Annotated in this window: 14 protein-coding genes; 7 read left to right on the top strand and 7 right to left on the bottom strand. The window is 42.1% G+C overall.

Features of this window, described 5'->3' with window-relative positions:
• The first annotated feature begins 65 nt into the window (after positions 1-65).
• Together HFD85_RS13700 and HFD85_RS13695 are read left to right on the top strand one after the other, a co-directional pair.
• Entirely contained in the window at positions 66-1253 is a 1188-nt protein-coding gene (locus tag HFD85_RS13700) for a glycine C-acetyltransferase (protein ID WP_167610766.1), read from the top strand.
• A gap of 375 nt (positions 1254-1628) precedes the next feature.
• On the top strand, positions 1629-2072 hold the full coding sequence (locus tag HFD85_RS13695) for a hypothetical protein (protein ID WP_167610763.1): 444 nt from the start codon (positions 1629-1631) through the stop codon (positions 2070-2072).
• Here the strand turns inward: HFD85_RS13695 and HFD85_RS13690 are convergent.
• The gene (locus HFD85_RS13690) at positions 2069-2986 is read right to left on the bottom strand and encodes a hydroxypyruvate isomerase family protein (RefSeq protein WP_167610760.1); all 918 of its coding nucleotides are present in this window, start codon (positions 2984-2986) and stop codon (positions 2069-2071) included. The two genes, HFD85_RS13695 and HFD85_RS13690, sit on opposite strands and share 4 nt — an antisense overlap.
• Positions 2987-3193: 207 nt before the next feature.
• On the opposite strand from HFD85_RS13690, the gene HFD85_RS13685 reads away from it, so the two are divergent.
• A complete protein-coding gene (locus HFD85_RS13685; protein WP_167610757.1) occupies positions 3194-7066 on the top strand; it encodes a cache domain-containing protein in 3873 nt (1290 codons plus the stop codon).
• Between the two features lie 14 nt (positions 7067-7080).
• Here HFD85_RS13685 and HFD85_RS13680 read toward each other — a convergent pair whose 3' ends face one another.
• Genes HFD85_RS13680 through galB form a run of 3 tightly spaced genes read right to left on the bottom strand, consistent with a single transcriptional unit; the run spans position 7081 to position 12593 of the window.
• The gene (locus HFD85_RS13680; RefSeq protein ID WP_167610754.1) at positions 7081-8664 is read right to left on the bottom strand and encodes a sulfatase; all 1584 of its coding nucleotides are present in this window, start codon (positions 8662-8664) and stop codon (positions 7081-7083) included.
• Positions 8665-8690: 26 nt separating this feature from the next.
• A complete protein-coding gene (locus HFD85_RS13675; RefSeq protein ID WP_167610751.1) occupies positions 8691-10133 on the bottom strand; it encodes an arylsulfatase in 1443 nt (480 codons plus the stop codon).
• Positions 10134-10160: 27 nt separating this feature from the next.
• Positions 10161-12593 (bottom strand): beta-galactosidase GalB, encoded by a 2433-nt coding sequence (galB, locus tag HFD85_RS13670; RefSeq protein WP_167610748.1) that lies wholly within the window; start codon positions 12591-12593, stop codon positions 10161-10163.
• Positions 12594-12868: 275 nt separating this feature from the next.
• Here galB and HFD85_RS13665 point away from each other — a divergent pair, with 275 nt between their 5' ends.
• The gene (locus HFD85_RS13665; RefSeq protein ID WP_167610745.1) at positions 12869-14350 is read left to right on the top strand and encodes an MltF family protein; all 1482 of its coding nucleotides are present in this window, start codon (positions 12869-12871) and stop codon (positions 14348-14350) included.
• Positions 14351-14386: 36 nt separating this feature from the next.
• Positions 14387-14806: a DUF1801 domain-containing protein gene (locus HFD85_RS13660; RefSeq protein ID WP_167610742.1), complete on the top strand. Its 420-nt coding sequence runs from the start codon at positions 14387-14389 to the stop codon at positions 14804-14806.
• 82 nt (positions 14807-14888) lie between these two features.
• Here HFD85_RS13660 and fbaA read toward each other — a convergent pair whose 3' ends face one another.
• Positions 14889-15968: a class II fructose-bisphosphate aldolase gene (gene fbaA / locus HFD85_RS13655; protein WP_167610739.1), complete on the bottom strand. Its 1080-nt coding sequence runs from the start codon at positions 15966-15968 to the stop codon at positions 14889-14891.
• 265 nt (positions 15969-16233) lie between these two features.
• Between fbaA and HFD85_RS13650 the strand changes: the two genes are divergently transcribed.
• Positions 16234-16602 (top strand): BlaI/MecI/CopY family transcriptional regulator, encoded by a 369-nt coding sequence (locus HFD85_RS13650; protein WP_167610736.1) that lies wholly within the window; start codon positions 16234-16236, stop codon positions 16600-16602.
• Between the two features lie 9 nt (positions 16603-16611).
• Complete coding sequence (locus HFD85_RS13645) at positions 16612-17997, top strand: M56 family metallopeptidase (protein WP_167610733.1); 1386 nt, start codon at positions 16612-16614, stop codon at positions 17995-17997.
• Between the two features lie 68 nt (positions 17998-18065).
• Here HFD85_RS13645 and hcp read toward each other — a convergent pair whose 3' ends face one another.
• Together hcp and HFD85_RS13635 are read right to left on the bottom strand one after the other, a co-directional pair.
• Positions 18066-19733, bottom strand: coding sequence for a hydroxylamine reductase (hcp, locus tag HFD85_RS13640; RefSeq protein WP_167610730.1), 1668 nt, complete (start codon positions 19731-19733; stop codon positions 18066-18068).
• A gap of 133 nt (positions 19734-19866) precedes the next feature.
• Positions 19867-20748: an ATP-binding protein gene (locus HFD85_RS13635; protein WP_167610727.1), complete on the bottom strand. Its 882-nt coding sequence runs from the start codon at positions 20746-20748 to the stop codon at positions 19867-19869.
• Positions 20749-20799 lie beyond the last annotated feature (51 nt).

Genomic DNA, 20799 nt, shown 5'->3' with positions numbered 1-20799 from the left:
TTGTATGTTGCCTACTGCAAATTTTTCAATAATTGTATTAGAATTTAAAATTTATTAAATAGATCATGTACGGTAAAATTAAAGAAGACTTACAGCAAACGCTTGAAGAATTAAAAGAGCAGGGTTTGTATAAAACCGAACGGATTATAACCTCGTCTCAAAGTTCGGAGATCAGTGTTTCGGGTGGTAAATCGGTACTAAATTTTTGTGCCAACAATTACCTTGGACTGGCGAATAATCCGGAGGTGGTTAAGGCTGCTCAGGATATTATGAACGACTGGGGTTTTGGATTGTCATCGGTTCGCTTTATTTGCGGAACCCAGGAAATCCACAAAAACCTGGAAGATAAAGTTTCTGAGTTCCTGGGAACTGAAGATACCATTTTGTATGTAGCTGCCTTCGATGCAAACGGAGGTGTTTTTGAGCCACTGCTTGGCCCTGATTCTGCAATAATTTCCGACGAATTGAACCACGCTTCAATAATCGACGGTGTGAGACTCTGTAAGGCTCAACGTTTTCGGTATAAGCACTCAAACATGGAAGAACTGGAGCAATGTTTGAAAGATGCAGCTGACACAAAATACCGCTTGATTGTTACTGACGGCGTATTCTCGATGGACGGTGATATGGCAAAATTGCCTGAGATTGTTGAACTGGCCGATAAATACGATGCCATGGTTATGGTCGACGATTCGCATGCAACCGGATATATCGGAAAACATGGACGAGGAACTGCCGAGCATTTCGGACTTTTGGGTAAGATTGATATTATTACCACCACATTTGGAAAAGCAATGGGCGGTGGAAATGGTGGCTGTACTTCGGGCCGAAAAGAGATCATTGAGATGTTGCGCCAACGCTCACGTCCGTATTTGTTTTCGAATACTTTGGCACCTGCAACTGTTGGAGCCACGCTGAAAGTGATTGATATTTTATCGGCATCGGGCGAACTTCCCGCAAAAACAATGGCAAATGCTGTTCGGTTCAGAAGCAAAATGGAAGCTGCCGGGTTTGATATTGTAAAAGGCGACACGGCGATTGTTCCGGTAATGATTTACGACGAGCCACTGGCAATAAAATTCGCCGATGCTTTATTAAAAGAAGGTGTTTATGTGATCGGATTTGTGTTTCCGGTAGTGCCACGCGGAAAAGCCAGAATCAGAGTTCAGCTTTCAGCTGCACATACAACCGAACAAATTGATACAGCGGTTGATGCCTTTATTAAAGTTGGAAAAAATCTTGGTATAATATAAAATTTATATCGTTTAACTAACGTTGTGCATATCGTAAATCGTACCATTTTTGATATCAAATTTTACTATTTGTTGTATTATTTTACGATTTATAGCCTTAAAAAAATGGTTTTGTACTGACATTTGCACTTAGATTTTTTTGTGCTTTGTACCATGAAGCGAATAAAGATATTCCGAAGTTTATGAGCTTATTCTTCCCCGAGTAAGAGCATTAAATGACGACCCCAAGGAATGAAACTTAAATGCAAAAAGAAGGTGGTATCCGACAGGAGCCACCTTTTTTAATGTTCTACCTTCAACTTATTCTTTAAATTGGTATTTTGTTTCCTGAAAGGATACTTTCATCAACCTTCTCAATAATAAAATTGGTGAACATTGGGAGAACTTGAGAAATTCGTAATTGTCTACTTGGCCGGCGTAACTGGTATCTGGAAAGGAATTCCCGCGGGAATCGGACTAAAATTAGTTCCCATTTATACCGGTTTATATACAGCACTGGGATCAATTACTACCGTGCTTATCTTGTTTTTTGCCGGTGACTCATTCAAAAACTGGATAATGAAACTGTATGGAGAAAAAAGAATAGCAAGAAAAAAAGGAAAGTTTTCACGCTTTGCCAATCGTTACGGCCCCTGGGGATTGGGGCTCATAACATCTGGCTTATTGGGACCAATAACTTCTGTACTTCTCGGCCTGGTATTTTTCACCAACACGAAAAAATTTGTTGTAATACTTATGGCCGGAATCTTAATCTGGTCAGTGATTCTTGCTTATATTTTTTCTCCAATAGTAGAGTTGATTACCAACTCCGCATTTTAAAACGAATCAACTTCCCGATAGGCTGCAATTAATTTCTTTTCACCTTCTTCACCGGGCATTGAGTTTCCGTGTTCCATTCCCATTACTCCGGTATATCCTTTATCGTGAATGAATTTAAACACGTTTTTGTAATTGATTTCGCCGGTGGTAGGTTCTTTTCTTCCCGGATTATCGCCAATCTGGAAATAGGCAATCTCATCCCAGGTACGTTCGATGTTGGTGATCAGGTTACCCTCCGTTTTTTGCATGTGATAAACATCGTAAAGGATCTTACATGCCGGACTGTTAACTGCTTTACAAATCATATAAGTTTGCGTAGAAGTCTGCAGGTAAAGGTCCGGAGAATCGGAAAGTGGTTCCAGTACCATCGTCAATCCATGCGGTTCAAGGATTTCAGCACCCCGGCGTAATGCCTCTATCACATTGGCATCCTGTATACCGATCGGTAGCCTGCGTTCAAATCCACCGGGAACTACGGTCATCCACTTGGCGTTTACACGTTTGGCAACATCAACGGCACGTTTACATCCGTCGAGAAAGATGTCGATGTATTCCTGTTTTCCGGCCGCCAGTGTATTGGCCATGTTACCGCCTTTATCAACCACGAAAACGCCCATGGTCATATTCAGGCGTTCGAGCGTTTCACCAATCTTTTCCTGTGTTTGCACATCACGCCCCATCATTCCGTTATCTTCAAAAGCGGTAAATCCCTGGTCGGCCATAAATTTAATCTGGTCGATGAGATCGTTTCCCGAACTATTACGAAACATGCCAAAATGAGGAGCATATTTTAATTGGAATTTGGCCGATTCAGTGGCTACTGATTGGCTCACGGCTGCGCTGGCTAAGCCCGACAGGCCCGTAATGGCAACACCACTTGCCGCGGTGGTTTTAATAAAATTTCGTCGCTTCATGTTAATTGGTTTAAGTTTTAAAGCCTCTAAATTAAGGATAATTCTGCTTCCTTTTTAACCTTTTTTCAGCATGTTTTAATTTTATGCGATACCCTTGAAAGCTTTGTTCTTATATTCTAAATAGGCTTAAGATATTGACATTGATATGCTTATGTCATAACTTTGTTGATAGGAGCACCATTAAATCACATTCAACAAGGACGCTTCATGAACTTAAGACGAGCGAAATCGAGATTTAATTTCAGCTGGATCATCGTGATTGCACTCCTGATCCTGTTGTATTCATCCTACTTTCTGTTGTACATCCCAAAGCAGGAGATGCGGGTTACCGAACGTGGATTCCGGATATTAGAGGAATATGCGGAGAACATGCACAAGAAAAATGAGTACTACGTTACGCACATTAAAAATTACTATCCATTTTATGTTTTACGGCCCAGACTGGATTCCTTATCAACAGCATTCAATACTGGTCCAAATTTAGAAGATTCAAGCTCAATAGCTGATGTAATCGGTAACCTTGAAGCGGATTTGGAACTAAAAACGGAAAGTGTTTCGGTGGTGGCATACGTTAGAAACGACGAAGGAGCATATATTGGTTTTCCGGTAAATAAGAACAATAGTTTTGAAAATTCACTTCACATTAATGATAGTCTGATTCATAGTTATAAATCTGCGCTGGTTCCCATCGATCTATTAATGGAAAATCTGAAGTTCGATAAGTTGTTCGAAAATATCGCTTTACTCGATTCTGACGAAGTGATCAATAACTCGAATGGAAGTGTGGTCAACGACATTTCTGATTTCGAAGCTTTAAAAAAGGACACGCTTAAAAAAACTCAGGGAGGTGTTTTTACTGAGCTCGAAATCCAGGGGATGAAAACCCATGTGATGATACTGCCCATTAAGTTTTTGGATGAGACTTTTTACCTGGCCGGGATGATTCCTGACAGCAGCTTCAGAAAGAAGACCCGAACTATTAATAACCAACTTCTTACAATTGTATCCGGTATTCTGCTGCTGTTACTAATTTGTATGCCCATTCTGAAAATCGTTTTCATCAACCGAAAAGAGCGATTGAACGTAAAAGATGCCCACAATACTACAGTCTCTATTATTCTCGGAACAAGTTTGCTGGCCTTGCTTTTTATTGGTACCATGAAATATTATGTGGTTGACAGAAATGAGCAAAACACACGAATCGCGCAACTATCACAAAAACTGTCTTCGAATATCGAAAACGAACTGGGGCACGTATTTCAACTGGCAAGAACGATTGTTCACGATAAGGATAAATGCTACAGAACCGTTAATAAATATCTTTCTTCCGATAAAAAATATTCGGTTGATCAGAAGATTTACCGTGATTCCGTTCCTTTTAACGAGATCCTTTTTATGACTGAGGAAGGAAAAGCTATAAAAGCAGTTACGCGAACAGCATTTTCAAACCTCGTTTTGCTCGATCTCTCCCAGCGTAATTATTTCAAAAATGTAAAAGACCGCAAAAAGAGTTGGGCTTGCAACACTGATAATCACACCGAATTTGAATCTTTCTTTATCGAATCGATAAAATCTTACAACACGGGATCAAAAGAAACTGCGGTGTCGTTTCGTTTGGCAGATCCTGATAGTTTCCTGCATCAAAAGACTCCATACATGGCAATTACGACACACTTGCCATCACTTTACGACCAGATTTTACCAAAAGATGTGGCCTTTATTGTTATCGATAAAAAAGGAGAAGTTATGTATCACTCTAACCAGAACAAAATATTACACGAGAATTTTCTGGTAGAAAGCAATCATAACCCGCGCATAGCAGGAAGCATTAATTACCGAACTGTTGAACGTGCCAGAATCACCTATAACGAAAGGCAGTGGCTGGCTCAAATTGTGCCCTTGAAAGATTTGCCGCTTTACCACATTACGCTCATCGATCTGCAGTACCTCGACAATAAAAACACACGGCTGTACCTGTTTACCTTCTATTTTATCCTGATCACTTTTATCAGTGTTATTATCGGGATGCAGATCATTCAGCACCTCGGCACACCAAAAACCTTTATGCGATCGAAAAACTGGTCGTTTGAATGGCTGATTTATCAAAACGCAAAAAGAGAAAAATACATTTGGATGTTATTGATACAGCTGGTTTTATTGCTGTTACAAATAAGCCTTTCAGTTCTTGTTCACAGGCCAATGGGGAATTTGATCGTTCAGCTCATCCTCATCGCTGTCGGAGGAGTTTTTGCCTATACCTTGTTTAAAAAAGATGGTTTCGATAGTGCATTTTGGACATCATCCGGTATTATCGCATTGCTGATGCTGGTACTTGCACTTTCAAGTTTGGCGGGATTAATTGCTGTAGCTGTTATAGTGCTCGTCTTTACTTCGATTGCTTTTGTCGCATTTTTTCACGGTCAAATTAAAAGACCGGACTGGCCACTTTTAAAACGTTTTGCAAAGTTCTCAGCCCGAAAGGCCTATCGTACTTATATGTTTTTCTGGCTCACAGGTTTATCTGTAATTCCGGTGGTAACTTATTATTACAGCATCAAAAACCAGGAGCATATTTTGAGTAAAAGGGAGGCCATGATTCATTTGGCTCAATCGAATCTTGAGTTGTTGAAAAATCACAACGAGCACGAATTAAGTAAATGGGCACAGGCTTCGAATGGAAGCGATATTGATGGCTATTTTGTAAATCATATCGGGGATACTACGCTTTATTCCCCGGAGTACAGCAAAGCCGGATTTGTGAATATTTTGCTGGATAAAGCCTACAACTATCTTACAAACAAGAATTTCGATCGCTGGTATCGCGAACTAAAAAGTCCGCTAACCAGAGACGATTATCTGATGGCATTGATCCAGAACCGAAACAACAGGAACACATGGGAATTCAAGGATACACTTACCTATACCTCACCCGGATTTGAAGGTGCGGTTCAGGTTCATGCCAAGCGGAGTTTTGGTAAAGTCTTTCTGAAAGTGTTCAAACTCATTGTTTTAATTGCAATTCCGGCATTGTTGTGGATACTTTTTACCTGGATTGTTTTTTATTATCTGGCCGAATTGGTGTTGGGAACCGTCATTGCAAAATGGAAATATCCTGCAAGCCCTAAATGGACTGATATTACCGATCATGATGATATCTCGCGTATTTTACTGGTGGCATTCAATGGCCGGAAATATGCTGGAATGCTGGAAGAATTTTCGATTTTAAAGCTGTCAATTCAGGAGTTGTTGGAAATGGATTTAAATGAACTTAACTACCTGCCTCAACATAAAAAGACAATATGGATAAGCGGTCTTGATGAATACCTGTTGAAGTATAAACTGGCAGCTACAATTCTTCCAAAACTAAAAGATCTGATTCGGACTGAGACACGGAAGATTATTATCGAGATGCCTTATGATCTTGATTTTATTGAAGAGTATTTTAATGATCTTCTCTCGGATAAAAAGGTTAAGCAGGAAGAAGAAATGCATATCGATAATTATTTAGCCGACTTGAAATACCTGTTCAGTAAATTCTATCGTTTTACCGGATCGATTGATGAACATGCACTATTAAAGGACCTGCACGAGAGAAGTGAATTTGCCGCTGATTCGGAAGAACAACTGCTTGCCGATGTTCACCTGTTAAAACTGCAGTACAGCTACATTTGGAACAACTTAAGCCAAATGGAAAAACTGATTTTATTCGACCTGGCCGACGATGGAATGATGAACCTGAAAAACCGGTTCCTGATCAACCGGCTGCGAATGAAAGGTTTGATTTACATTGAACCTTCACCGGGGATTTTTACGCCAAGTTTCAGGTATTTTCTGAAATATTCGGTCAATCAGGAAGAAACCAACATGCTGGAACAACGATTGAGCAAAGAAGGCAAATGGAAAAATACCCGTTACCTGATTTTGCTGGTGTTGGTCCCATTGGTAGCCTTTATGTTTATATCGCAGGGAACGTCCGTTGAGCGTGTGGTCGGCATACTCACCGGTGTAGTTGCACTGTTTTCAGGTGCTGCCAAATTAATGGACACCAACTGGCTAACAGCTGCTTCCAAACAAAGCTGATTTACAGTTGAAATTTAGTCCCTTGTTACCTTGCTGCCCCACCAATTGTTTTCCGGGTCGAAGTCAGGAGACAAAAACTGCAGACGTTGCTTTTCCAATTGAGGCCAGCGTTTTTCTATCACATTTTTCATGTGGGCATCCTCTTTTTCCTGTGTCCATTCCGGGTCGCGTTCCGGGTATCTGGCTCCCATTTCATCGAGCATAGCAAAAAGTTTTTTGCTCAGTGCCTCTTTTTTATCCTGAAATTCAGCTGCCAGATCACTGGTTTCGCTGATATCGTTTTTCAGGTTATATAATTCTTCGTGACCGTCTTCGTAATAGTGGATCAGTTTCCAGTCGCCTTCGCGAATAATCGAAGACGGTTCGCCTCCCTGGTTTCCGTAGTGCGGATAATGCCAGATAAGCGGACGTTCGGCAATGTTTTCACCTTTTAACAAGGGCAGAAGACTAACGCCGTCATTATGTTCTTCAGGTTTTAGCTGAGCTCCAACCAAATCGAGTATGGTAGGGTAGAAATCGGTTCCGCTTACCGGAGTAACGCATTTTTGTCCGTTACCCATTCCCGGAACTTTTATGAAATAAGGTTCTCGAATTCCACCTTCAAACTGATAACCTTTACCACCACGAAGCGGGAGGTTGGATGTTGCAAATGCATCGCCGGCAGATACACCGCCGTTATCCGATGTAAAAATTACAATGGTGTTTTCGGCCAGTCCCATTTCGTCGAGCGCTTTGAGAACCACGCCAACTGCATCGTCCATGGTTTCTACCAGCCCACCGTAAATCGGGTTGTCCTGCACCTGGCGAATGGGTAGGAAATGCCCCATTTTAAATCCGGTTTCAGGAATGCCCTGCTCTTCTGCTTTTTGCCGGTATTTTGCCCACTTCTCCTGCGTGGTTTGAATCGGTCCGTGAACCGCATAAAATGAGAGGTAGGCGAAAAATGCCGTGTCTTTATTTGCTTTTATGAAGTCAACAGTTTCCCGGGCAAGTCGCATACTCAGGTTTTCGCCATCGGGGCCGCTCTCCAGGTTTGGATTTTCCCAGGGTGCAAAATAGCCTCCCATGGGGCTGCCAACATCCCAACCGCCTTTATTGATGTCGAATCCGTGATCTTCGGGCCACGAACCTTTTTCTCCAAGGTGCCATTTCCCGGCAAAGAAAGTGCGATAGCCGGCTTCCTTCATCGCTTCCGGCAAGGTAATGTAATCTTTATTTAATGCATGGTTGTATTCCGGAGGAAGTAACTGGTTTGAACGTCCGGCATTTCTCCACTTCTCTCCGGTGGCTGCACCAATCCAGTCCGTAATTCCGTGTCGCGCCGCAAACTTACCTGTCATGATACTTGCCCTGGAAGGACTGCAAACCTGGCAGGCGGCATATCCGTCGGTAAAGATCATCCCTTCGGTTGCAATTCTGTCGATATTTGGAGTTTCATAGTATTTACTTCCCATTACGCTCATATCGTGGTAGCCAAAATCATCGGCCAAAATGAAAAGCACGTTGGGCTTTGCTTTTTCCTCTTCAGTGCTTTTGCACGACTGAAATACAAGGAAAAGTGCAACAAAAGGAAGAATATTGTGGATTTTTAAACTCATGATAAACAGATCGTTTAAGCGGTGTTTTAATTTGACGTTTGTTGAAATGGAAAGACTTCCGATTCAGTATGCGATGAATCCATAATTTGTTGCAGCTCGTTTACCAGTTCCGGATGTTCGGCTGCAACGTTGTTTTCTTCACCAATATCGGTACTCAAATCATACAATTCCACACTTGTTTTTTCCGGATTTCTCACATTATATTTCACCAGTTTCCAATTGCCTTTTCGTACAGCCTGGCGGCCTCCCATTTCATGAAATTCCCAGTACATGTATTCGTGCTCGGGCTGTTCCTTTCCGAGCAAGGTAGGCAGGAATGAGATTCCATCGATATTTTCAGGCGCAGGATTACCGCTCAGTTCAGCTACAGTCGGAAATACGTCCCAAAAAGCTGAAATGTGATCGCTGGTAGATCCGGCAACAATCTTTCCATTCCAAACAGCAATCATCGGAACGCGAATTCCACCTTCGTATAAATCACGCTTGTAGCCTTTTAGCGGCCCGTTGCTGTTGAAATAATCGGGATCGGCTCCACCTTCAAGATGTGGCCCGTTATCCGAAGTAAATATGATCAAGGTGTTGTCGTAGATTCCTTCTTCTTTGAGTTTGGCAATGATTTCACCAACCTGAACATCGAGGTAATCAACCATCGCGGCAAAAGCTGCATGCGATTCAGGCTGTGAACCATAACGTCCCAACCGGAAATTATTGTCACCCGGTTCAGCTCCCTTATACACTTTTTCAGGTTCATATTTACCCCTGTATTTTGCCAGATTTTCTTCAGGAAGTAACAATTCTGCATGAGGAATTGTGGTTGGATAATACAAGAAGAAAGGCTTGTCTTTATTTTCTTCAATAAACTGAAGTGCCTCGGCATGAATCAGGTCAGGTGCGTAGGTCCCGAATTTATCCTCAGAGTTTTCATTCAGTATTATTTTTTCGTGGTTATCCCATAAATGACCCGGGTAGTAATTATGTGCCAAACTCTGACAGTTATAGCCATAAAACTTATCGAAACCCTGTTTGTTTGGATCTCCCTCGGTATCGATATAGCCCAATCCCCATTTACCAAAAGCTCCGGTTGCATAACCTGCATTTTTTAACATTTCTGCCATCGTAAATGCATCCTCTGAAATGGGCCACTGACCTTCCGGTTCCCAACCTTTGTTGCCTCGAATTGGTGTGTGCCCGGTATGCTGGCCGGTCATCAGCGCTGAGCGTGAAGGTGCACAAACAGTTGTTCCTGCGTAATGCTGTGTGAACAACATTCCTTCGCTGGCCAGTTTGTCGATATTTGGTGTACTGAAATGTGTTTGCCCGTAACAACTTAAATCGCCGTAGCCAAGATCGTCGGCAAGAATGTAGACAATGTTTGGTTTTTGCGTTTCAGCCTTCTCCTGCTTGCTTGATGAATTACAGGAAATCAATAAAAAGGAGAGGAGGTAAATGAGAAGAATTGATTTTTTCATTTTTAAAATATTTAAAAACAATTACAATTATATGCAATTTATTTCAATTTGACCGGTTTCCAAATCCTCACTTTTTACACGGAGAGTAATTTTTCCAGCTTCTTCCTGAGATTGTACAGTAACCACCAGTTTACCTCCAAATGCTTTCATAGTAGGCAAATGGAACATTTCGAGCGAAGTGGCGTCGCCGTTGCAGACAGCTTTGAAATCTCCGGCACCTTCAACTTCAAAGTTTAACTGGTTTTCTGCATTCGGACAAAGGTTGCCATCTTTATCAACTACCGAAACCGTTATGTAACTGAGGTCGTTTCCATCCGCGTCAATTTCTGTCCGATCAGCATTTAAAACAAAATGATGAGGTGCACCGGCAGTATGGATTTCCTTTTCAGTAGCCGGATTTCCTTTGTCGTCAAAGGCTACTATTTTTATAGTTCCTGGTTCATATTTTACATCAGTCCACATCAGCCTGTTGCGGGAAAGTAATGTTTCCTTACTCTTTTTCTGAATGCCCTGGCTTTTGCCGTTTACAAATAATTCGGCGCTGTTGTAATTGGTGTAAGCAAATACCGGTGTAACTTCTCCTTCGCGACCTTCCCAATTCCAGTGAGGGAGAATATGCAGGGTTTCATCTTCTGTGTTCCATCTGCTACGGTATAAATAGTAGCGATCTTTCGGAAGCCCTGCCAAATCGCAGATTCCGAAATATGAACTACGCGATGGCCAGTACTCATCGTAAGGAGTTGGCTCACCTAAATAATCAAAGCCTGTCCACACAAATTCTCCGATTACCCAGTCGTAATCGTCCTGCCATGCAAAGTCGGCATCGGGGATGTTCGACCACCAGCACGCTTCCAAATCGTAGGACGAACATTGTCCGTCGGGATACTTTTTCTGCTTGAATTCTTCGACCGGAAACTTATAAATTCCCCTCGAACTAACTGTTGAGGCTGTTTCGGAACCCATAATAAAACCTTGCGGAAATCGTTCGTAAGCTTCATCGTAAAGTGGCAGGCGGTAGTTCAATCCGGGAACATCCCAAATGGCACCAAAACCGTTTTTCAAGGTGTTTGCAACCTGATCCATTCCCATTGTTACAGGTCGTGTTGGATCTTCGCGATGGAAGAGATCCTGCAACCATTTTGCGATTTTAATTCCCTGGTTTCCCCATTGATCGGGGACTTCGTTTCCGGCACTCCACATAACAATACTCGGATGATTGCGTGTGGCACGCACCAGGTTCACCACATCTTTTTCGGCCCAGTCGTTAAAAAAGCGGTTGTATCCGTTTTTTACTTTTGGGCGGGCCCACTCATCAAAACTTTCAGCAAGCATGAGAAAACCCATTTCATCGCACAGTTCAAGTTGCTCCATCGACGGCATGTTGTGTGACGAACGAATGGCATTACAGCCCATATCTTTTAGAATGGTGAGTTGGCGTTTTAAGGCGGCACGGTTAACCGCGGCTCCCAGGGGACCAAGATCGTGATGCAGGCAAACGCCTTTAAACTTGGTAACTTCACCGTTAAGGATCAATCCCTTGCCTCGCTCGTATTCAACACTGCGGATACCAAAGCGAATGTTTTGTTCATCAACCAATTGATTTCCACGGAACAATTTCATGTTAGCCGTGTACAGGTTAGGTGTTTCAATTCCCCAGCGCTGAGGTTGGTTAACTGCAATATTTTGCACCATACGATCGCCGAATTTTCGCTCGGTGGTTCCTGTAGCAACCACTTTGCCATTGGCATCTTTTATATCGGTAACCAGTTTAAGATCATCGCCCGAAATATCGGTTTTAATGTTTACCTGTGCCAACTCATCAGAAATAAATGGCGTAGTAATAAACGTTCCCCATTGATCAAAACCAACATCATTTTTCACAATAAGCTGAACCTTTCGGTAAATACCGGCACCCGGATACCAGCGCGATGACTCACCTTTATTTTCAAGCCGGACGGCCAGCAGATTTTCTTCGCCTTGCTTCAAATAGTCTGAGATATCAAAATAGAAATAGGCGTAACCGTATTTCCATTCGCCTACTTTTTGGCCATTTATAAAAACCTGAGGTTCACTCATGGCACCGTCGAAAACCAGCAGTGCTTTTTTGCCGGCTTCGAATGCGGGTACTTCAAAAGTTTTGCGGTACCAACCGACTCCGATGTAGGGCAAAGAGCCCGTTCTTCCGGTCTTTTCGGTAGCAACTTTCTCCTGGTTTTGAGTAATCATTACGGTTTGTTTGTCAATTTCTTTATCGAACGGACCTTTTATGGCCCAGTCGTGAGGAACAGAGACTGTTTCCCAGGCATCGGCATTAAAATCAGGCTTTTCAGCGTTTGAAACTTCACCTCGGGTGAACTTCCAATTGTTGCTTAAAGTGTATACTTTTCGAACTTCTTTTTCAGAAGTTGAGCAGGCTGAAAACAGCACAAGCAGGAGTAAGACAGGAATGATAGTTTTCATTTGATCTATTTTTAACTGGTAGGTACTGGTTGGTTATTCTGCAAATATGGAAAGAATTTAGAACAATTTTATTTGAAAAATACATTTCGTGCAACACAAAATCATACGATTTTCAACTAAATAAGATTGTTTTTATCGTTTAATGTTCGGTTTAAACAATAAGTAAAATGCTTTAAAAATGAAGCGATTCGCTGATAACTGATGGGGAGTTAAAGGCATCCGTTTTTATAACGTCAGAACTTTTTTTATCTTGTTATTAGATAATCCGGTAAGTTATGGCGCGTATCAGGCACAAACATCTTTTCCTAATTACATCAATTCTGGCAACTTTGCTATGTTCTTCCTGTAGTTTTTCCGGAGATAAAAATGCGAAAAAAGACAGGAAGGAGCATGTTAAACGCGATCTGGCCAATATAAAAGAAGAAGGTGTATTGCGTGTAATAACTTCGTACAGCAGTACAAGTTATTTTTTATACCGGGGGCAGGCTATGGGCTATGAATACGACCTGTTAAAGCGATTTGCCAAGCATTTGGATGTAAAACTTGAAATCAGTGTCTCAAACGATATTGATGTCATGTTTCAGCAATTAAATGAAGGTAAGGTTGATATGATTGCCCATGCAATAACCATTACCAATTCGCGTAAGGAGATTGTAGCTTTCTCTGATTACCTTTACCTCACGCATCAGGTGTTGGTGCAACGAAAACCGGAAAACTGGCGCAAATTGAGTTGGAGTGCATTACAGGCTTCGCTAATACACGACCCGATTGAATTAATTGGCGACACTGTTTCCGTTACCGCCACCTCTTCATATATGGCAAGGTTGGCTAACCTGAGTGAGGAAATTGGAGGCGTTATCCACATTGATACGCTAACCGGAGAACTATCTACAGATCGGATTATTGAAATGGTTGCCAACGGAGAAATAAAGTATACCGTTGCCGACGATAATATTGCAAATATAAGTGCCTCGTACTACCCCGAACTTGATGTACGTGTTCCGATCAGTTTTTCGCAGCGTGTTGCCTGGGCGCTTCGCCCTCAGTCTGCAGAATTGCAGCAGGAACTTAATAGCTGGCTTAAAACCATGAAAGATGGCGTGGCTTATTACGCGATTTACAATAAATATTTTAAAAATACCCGCGATTTCAGGCGGCGCGAAAACAGTGAACTTTATAGTTTGAATCACAACAACATCAGCCCGTACGACGATTTGATAAAAGCGGGTGCCGATTCTTTGGCCTGGGACTGGCGTTTAATGGCAGCCATGGTTTTTCAGGAATCGAAATTTAATCCCGATCTCGAGTCGTGGGCCGGTGCAAAAGGAATAATGCAGTTAATGCCTCGCACAGCCGAGCGTTTTGGCGTTACCGATCGCTCCGATCCGAAACAAAGTATACGGGCAGGTACCGAAATTCTTAAGCTGCTGTGGAATCGCTTCGAAGAAATCCCTGATTCGATACAACGAATAAAATTTACGATGGCAGCCTATAATTGCGGTTACGGACATGTGGCTGATGCACGGAATCTGGCTCACGAAGAAGGTCTGGACATGTACCGCTGGGATGAGAATGTCGAGGAGTCGATCCTGAAATTGAGTTACCCGGAATTCTACAACAAATCAAACATACAATACGGCTATGTTCGTGGAGTGGAACCCTATACCTATGTACGACAGGTTTTCGACCGCTTTGCCAACTATTCGCATTTTATTGAAAAAGAGGTTAGTGAGGAAGAAGCATTTGTTAAAAAGTAAATTTTTGGACTGACAATTTTGGCACAAACGATAGGCATGCAAATAAACACAAGTTCTGAATTTGAAAAGGTTTTCATTAATTATCCTGATTTGGTTCGAAATAATATGTTATTTCTCAGAGAATTAATTGAAGAAACCGCAAATGAAATGCATGAAATAACACAGTTAGAAGAGACCCTAAAGTGGGGTGAACCAGGTTTTCTGACAAAAAATGGAAGTACAATTCGAATTGATTGGAAACCCAAGACTCCACAGAGTTATGCCATGTATTTTCAATGCACAAGCAGATTGGTGGAGACGTTTAAAATAATTTTCAAAAACACCTTTCAATTTGAAGGAAAAAGAGCAATCGTTTTCCAATTAAATGACAAGGTTCCAGTTGCCGAGCTAAAATTTTGTATCAAGGCAGCGTTAACTTATCACAAAGTAAAACATCTCCCTACTCTGGGTATTTAATTAGTTGAAGAATATTCATCAACATAAAAAAACCGCCCCACAAAAGTGAGACGGTTCCTGTATTTTTATTTCGAATCTATTCTTAGATCGAGTTGATAGCATTCAAGTCGTCGTAAGCAACTTGCAAACGAGCAATCATTGATTCTTCGCCTTTTCTAATCCAAACACGTGGATCGTAGAATTTCTTGTTTGGTTTTTCGTCACCTTCTGGGTTACCAATCTGGCCCTGCAGGTAATCGTGGTTGGCAGCTTCGAAAGCACGAATGCCATCCCAATATGCCCACTGTGTATCAGTATCGATGTTCATTTTAACAACACCGTATCCGATAGCTTCGCGAATTTCTTCGTGTGTTGAACCCGAACCTCCGTGGAATACGAAGTCAACAGGTAATTTTTCTTCCAATCCCAGTTTCTCAACAATATATTTTTGTGAGTTGTCAAGGATTTTTGGAGTCAATTTTACGTTACCTGGTTTGTAAACACCGTGAACGTTACCAAAAGAAGCAGCGATAGTGAAGTTTGGAGAAACTTTTGAAAGTTCTTCGTAAGCGTAGCAAACTTCTTCAGGCTGGGTGTACAGTTTAGAAGCATCAACGTCGCTGTTATCAACGCCATCTTCTTCACCACCTGTAATACCCAATTCAATTTCAAGGGTCATACCCATTTTGCTCATTCTTTCGAGGTATTTTTTGCTGATCTCGATGTTTTCTTCAAGCGGTTCTTCACTTAAATCCAACATGTGCGAGCTGAACAATGGTTTACCTGTTTCTTCGAAATGTTTTTCGCTGGCATCGAGCAGTCCGTCGATCCATGGAAGTAATTTCTTGGCAGCATGGTCAGTATGCAGAATAACATGAACACCGTAAGCCTCAGCTAAAGTGTGGATGTGTTTTGCACCTGCAACAGCACCTAAAATGGCAGCTTCCTGTCCTTCCATTTTCAAGCCTTTACCGGCATTGAAAACAGCACCTCCGTTTGAGAACTGAATGATAATAGGAGCTTTAGCTATTTTAGCAGCTTCCATAACGGCGTTTACTGACGAAGAACCAACAACGTTTACTGCCGGAATGGCGAAGTTGTTTTCCTGAGCTACACGGAAAATGTATTGAACGTCGGCACCGGTTACTACACCTGGCTTAACGTTTTCTGCTATTTTACCCATAATTATTTGTTTATTTGATATTTAATATTTGTAAGCTGTCTTTTTAGAGCAGAACAAAATTATAATTTCCGAACGTGCTTTACAACAATGCCCGGTTAATGAAGTTTAAATTCTTTATTATTTAATATTTACGGGATTCATTGGATAACAAATTGTTTTAATAAAAATGACTATAAAAATAGTTAAAATGTCTAAAAATGACTTGTTAACTATTTTTATAGTCATATATTTGTTTCGAAGGATTGACAAATAAAATTATACCGATATGCAACTTACAAAGGCAGAAGAGCAAATAATGCAGCATTTATGGGAAATGGGCGAAGGAATTGTTCGCGATATCCGCGATCGTTTCGATGAGCCAAAGCCCGCCCGAAATACTGTTTCAACCGTGTTACGTGTTTTGGAGAAGAAAGAGTTTGTGGCGCACAAAAGTTACGGTAACCTGCATGTTTACTATCCTTTAATTGCCAAGGAAGAGTATTCGAAATCGCAGCTTTTTGGGCTTATGAAAGATTACTTCAACAACTCGTTTCCGGCGCTTGCTACTTTTTTTGCCAAAGAAAAGGATTTGAGTATCCAGGACCTGGAAAAGTTGATGGAAGAAACCAAACAACAATTATCGAAAGATAAATAACCCTCAACTATGGAAACATTCGCCCTTTATTTGCTGAAGTCAGCGCTTTGGATAGCCGGTTTTGCTCTGGTTTACGTGTTGTTTTTGCAGAACGAGCGCTACTTTGTCCTCAACCGGATTTTTCTGGTTGGAGGATTATTGGCGGCCATTTTTTTGCCATTTTATACCTGGCATTATGTGGTCGAACTCAATACTGAATCAATCGTAACGATTGCCGGAGATCCGCAACAACCTGTGAAAGATGCTGCTGTTACAACAAATTCGTTTTCAGTACAAAAGGCTTTGTTGTTTCTGTATTTGGCGGGAGTTTTATTTATGGTCTTCCGGACGTTAAAATCCACCATTCCGGTTCTTCGCGTCATTTTCAAAGCAAAAGTATATCGGTACGGAAGTATCAAGTTGGTCCGTGATGCCAAATTTCCGGCTTCGTTTTCACTGGTTTCGTATGTATTTGTCCATCCTTCAATCGACGAACCTGAATTAAGCGAAATACTGAAACACGAGCAGGAACACATCCGGCAAAAACACTGGATCGATTTATTGCTTTTCGGGATCCTGCGCACCATTCAGTGGTTTAACCCGATCGTTTGGTTTTACGGCCGGCTGATCAGGCAAAATCACGAATACCTGGCCGATAAACATGCACTGCAGAGCAGTTCAAATCCGGGTGTTTACCGCGCGGCTTTACTCAACCAAATAGTTGGTGGGTCAATTATTCCATTGACCAGTTCTTTTAACTTTTCATTTAATAAAAAACGATTTAACATGATGAATCATACAATTCAATCACCATTACGAAAACTGAAACTCTTATTGATAGTACCTGTTTTTGCAGGCATTTTGTATGCCTTTGCTGTGCCGGAATACAAGAACGTTTCAGCTACTGAAGTGCAAAACGATAGCATTCAGGAAACAAAAATTTTAGTTGGAAATATTACATGGGAGGGCAATTCGGTTTATACAACGGCCGAATTGAATCAGGCCCTGGGGCTGAAAGAGGGAGATGTTATTGTGCAGAGACAACTTGATAAGTTGCTTCATGAAGGAATTCTAAATGATCTTTATCTTGATAAAGGTTATTTGTTTTATAATCTTGAATCCGTTCCAATGAACAACACAGATGGAACTACAGACTTCACTTTTAAGATCTTCGAAGGAAATCTGTATAAGTTTGGCAAGATTGAAATCGAGGGAAATAAACAAGCTTCTAGTGAAGATATTCTCGAATCCCTACCAATTCAAACCGGTGATATATTCAGTAAAGAGAAGTTAGTTTTATCTCATCATAAAATAGCATCATCAGGAATATTTGTTCCTGAAGATGTTGCAATGGGGATTCATCCTGAGCCAAGTCTTAATGAAGTGAATATTGTATTTACTGTTGTTGAGAAATAAGAACAAAAAGGCACCCACCTTTCGGTGGATGCCTTTTAAAATCTGTCCCCTCTTGTCCCCCAAATATATTATCTGTCTGTTTCGCTTAATTCAAGAAACATTTCCAAATCCTGGTCAACACTGGTAATTCCGCCAATTCCAAAGTTTTCCACCAACACATTGGCTACGTTGGGTGAAAGGAATGCCGGTAATGTTGGCCCGAGGTGAATGTTTTTCACACCCAGGTAAAGCAGCGCGAGTAATACAATTACCGCTTTCTGTTCGTACCAGGCAATGTTGTACGCAATCGGCAATTCGTTGATATCGTTCAATTCAAAAACTTCTTTCAGTTTAAGAGCAATCACTGCGAGCGAGTAAGAGTCGTTACACTGTCCGGCATCAATTACACGCGGAATTCCGCCGATATCGCCCAGCGGCAGTTTGTTGTAGCGGTATTTCGCACATCCGGCTGTCAGGATCACCGTATCCTGCGGAAGCTGTTCTGCAAACTGGGTGTAGTAATCGCGGCTTTTCATACGGCCATCGCAACCTGCCATTACAAAGAATTTTTTGATGGCGCCGGTTTTTACTGCATCCACAATTTTATCGGCCAGTGCAAAAACCTGTGCGTGTGCAAATCCACCGATAATCTCGCCACTTTCAATTTCCTGCGGAGCTGCGCATTTTTTAGCGTGTTCAATAATTGCACTGAAGTCTTTCATTTCACCGTCTTTGCGATCCGGTATGTGGATAGCACCTTCCAGACCTGAAGCACCGGTGGTATAAATCCTGTTCGTGTAAGTTGCTGATTCTTTTGGCGGTACGATGCAGTTGGTGGTGAACAGGATTGGGCCGTTAAAGCTTTCGAATTCGGTGTTTTGTTTCCACCATGCATTTCCGTAATTACCTGCCAGGTGTTTGTATTTCTTGAAAGCCGGGTAGTAATGCGCCGGAAGCATTTCGCTGTGGGTGTATACATCCACACCGGTTCCTTCGGTTTGTTTCAGCAGCTCTTCCATGTCTTTCAGGTCGTGACCCGAGATCAGGATTGCCGGATTGTTGCGCACCCCGATGTTTACTTTGGTCATTTCCGGGTTTCCGTATGCCGAAGTGTTGGCAGCATCGAGCAGTGCCATCACATCTACGCCGTATTTTCCAGTCTCTAGTGTAAGCGCTACCAGTTCATCCACCGAAAGATCTTCGGTTGTGGCCACCAGTGCACGTTGCATGAACGCAAAAATCTCGTCTTTTTTATTGCCCAGGTTCCAGGCATGTTCGGCATAAGCAGCTAAACCTTTCACTCCGTAAATAATGAGTTCTCGCAGGGAGCGGATGTCTTCATTTTCGGTGCTCAAAATACCAACTTCTTCTGCTTTGGTTTCAAACTCTTCCAACGACGAACCCGACCAGGTTGCACATTCAGGCAGTTCGTTTGGCAATACAACTCCGGTACTCTTGCACAGCACCAGCAATTCATTTTTTATTTGAAGCGCTTTAATGATGCGACGTTCAAAGGCTTTTTTATCAAAATTGGCGTTAGTGATGGTACTGAAAAGCCCGTCGAAAACAAACTTGTCGACTTTGGATGGGTTGGCGCCAATTGCGCGTAGTTTTTCGTTGTACCAGCTAATTCCTTTTAAAACATATAGTAAAGTGTCCTGCAGGTTCGCTACATCACTTGTTTTTCCACAAACTCCTGCTATGGTGCAGCCGGTTCCTTTGGCTGCTTCCTGACACTGAAAACAAAACATACTCATATCTTTCCAATATTTAAATTGATTAATAAATTCTCTGATAGTGGTGTGTTGTGTGAGGATTATGTCAGGTACCGGACCGGTCTCTGGTCATTTAAAAAAATATCCGGGTTCCCTGACTATCCCGATCAAACAATTAAATCCATTCTTCGGAAAGAACCTCTCCCCGAATGCTTATCACAACTTCTTTTACGGGTACCTTCCGCGAGGCCATTTGGGTAGACATTTCTACCATTTGCGACAAACCGCCGCAACACGGTACTTCCATGATTACCACTGTAATGGTATTGACCTTTGAATCGTCAATAAGACGGGTCAGTTTTTGAATATAAATATCTCTTCCCTGGTCAAGTTTCGGACAGGCAATCACCATTTTCCTGCCCTTGATAAAATCTGAATGGAAATTTCCGTAGGCAAAACCAGCACAATCGGCAGCTACTAAAAGGTCGGCTCCATGAAAGTATGAAGCTGCCGGATTGATCAGATGCATTTGCACCGGCCACTGGGTAAGTGCCGATGGAACTTCGTCGGCAGGAGCTGCCATTTTCAGGCTTCCGGCATCAAAAGCTACCGGAGCAGAACCGGGGCAGCCTCCTGTTGCGCAACCACCCGACGCTGAACTTTCCTTTTTCTCGCTGTGAAGCAATTCGTGCACCTCGCTGATTTCGAATGGCATTGCCTCGCGGTTGGCTTTGATAAAACCCAGCGCCTGTTGCAGATATCCGGTTTCATTGTGGTCCTGCAAATGTTTCAGATGTGCAAAAACGGTGTTTTTCCCACTTTTTATCATTTGCGAAATAGTGGCCACCTCGTCGTAAGCATCCGCTTCGCGTTCCTCAATAGTAATTGCACCTTCCGGACAGTGACCGATACACGCTCCCAGTCCGTCGCACATTAATTCGCTAACCAAACGGGCTTTGCCATCAATAATCTGCAAAGCACCTTCGTGGCAGTTAGGCACGCATTGTCCGCAACCGTTGCACAACTCTTCATCTATTTTTACAATCTCGCGTATCATATCTGTTTATTTTTTTCTTTTGTAAGAGATTTACGCAACAAAAGTAGGGCG

It is taken from the genome of Maribellus sediminis (assembly GCF_011799805.1).
Classification (GTDB): Bacteria; Bacteroidota; Bacteroidia; order Bacteroidales; family Prolixibacteraceae; genus Draconibacterium; species Draconibacterium sediminis_A.
Note: the sequence above shows the minus strand (reverse complement) of the source record. Positions and strands in the feature narration are given on the sequence as shown.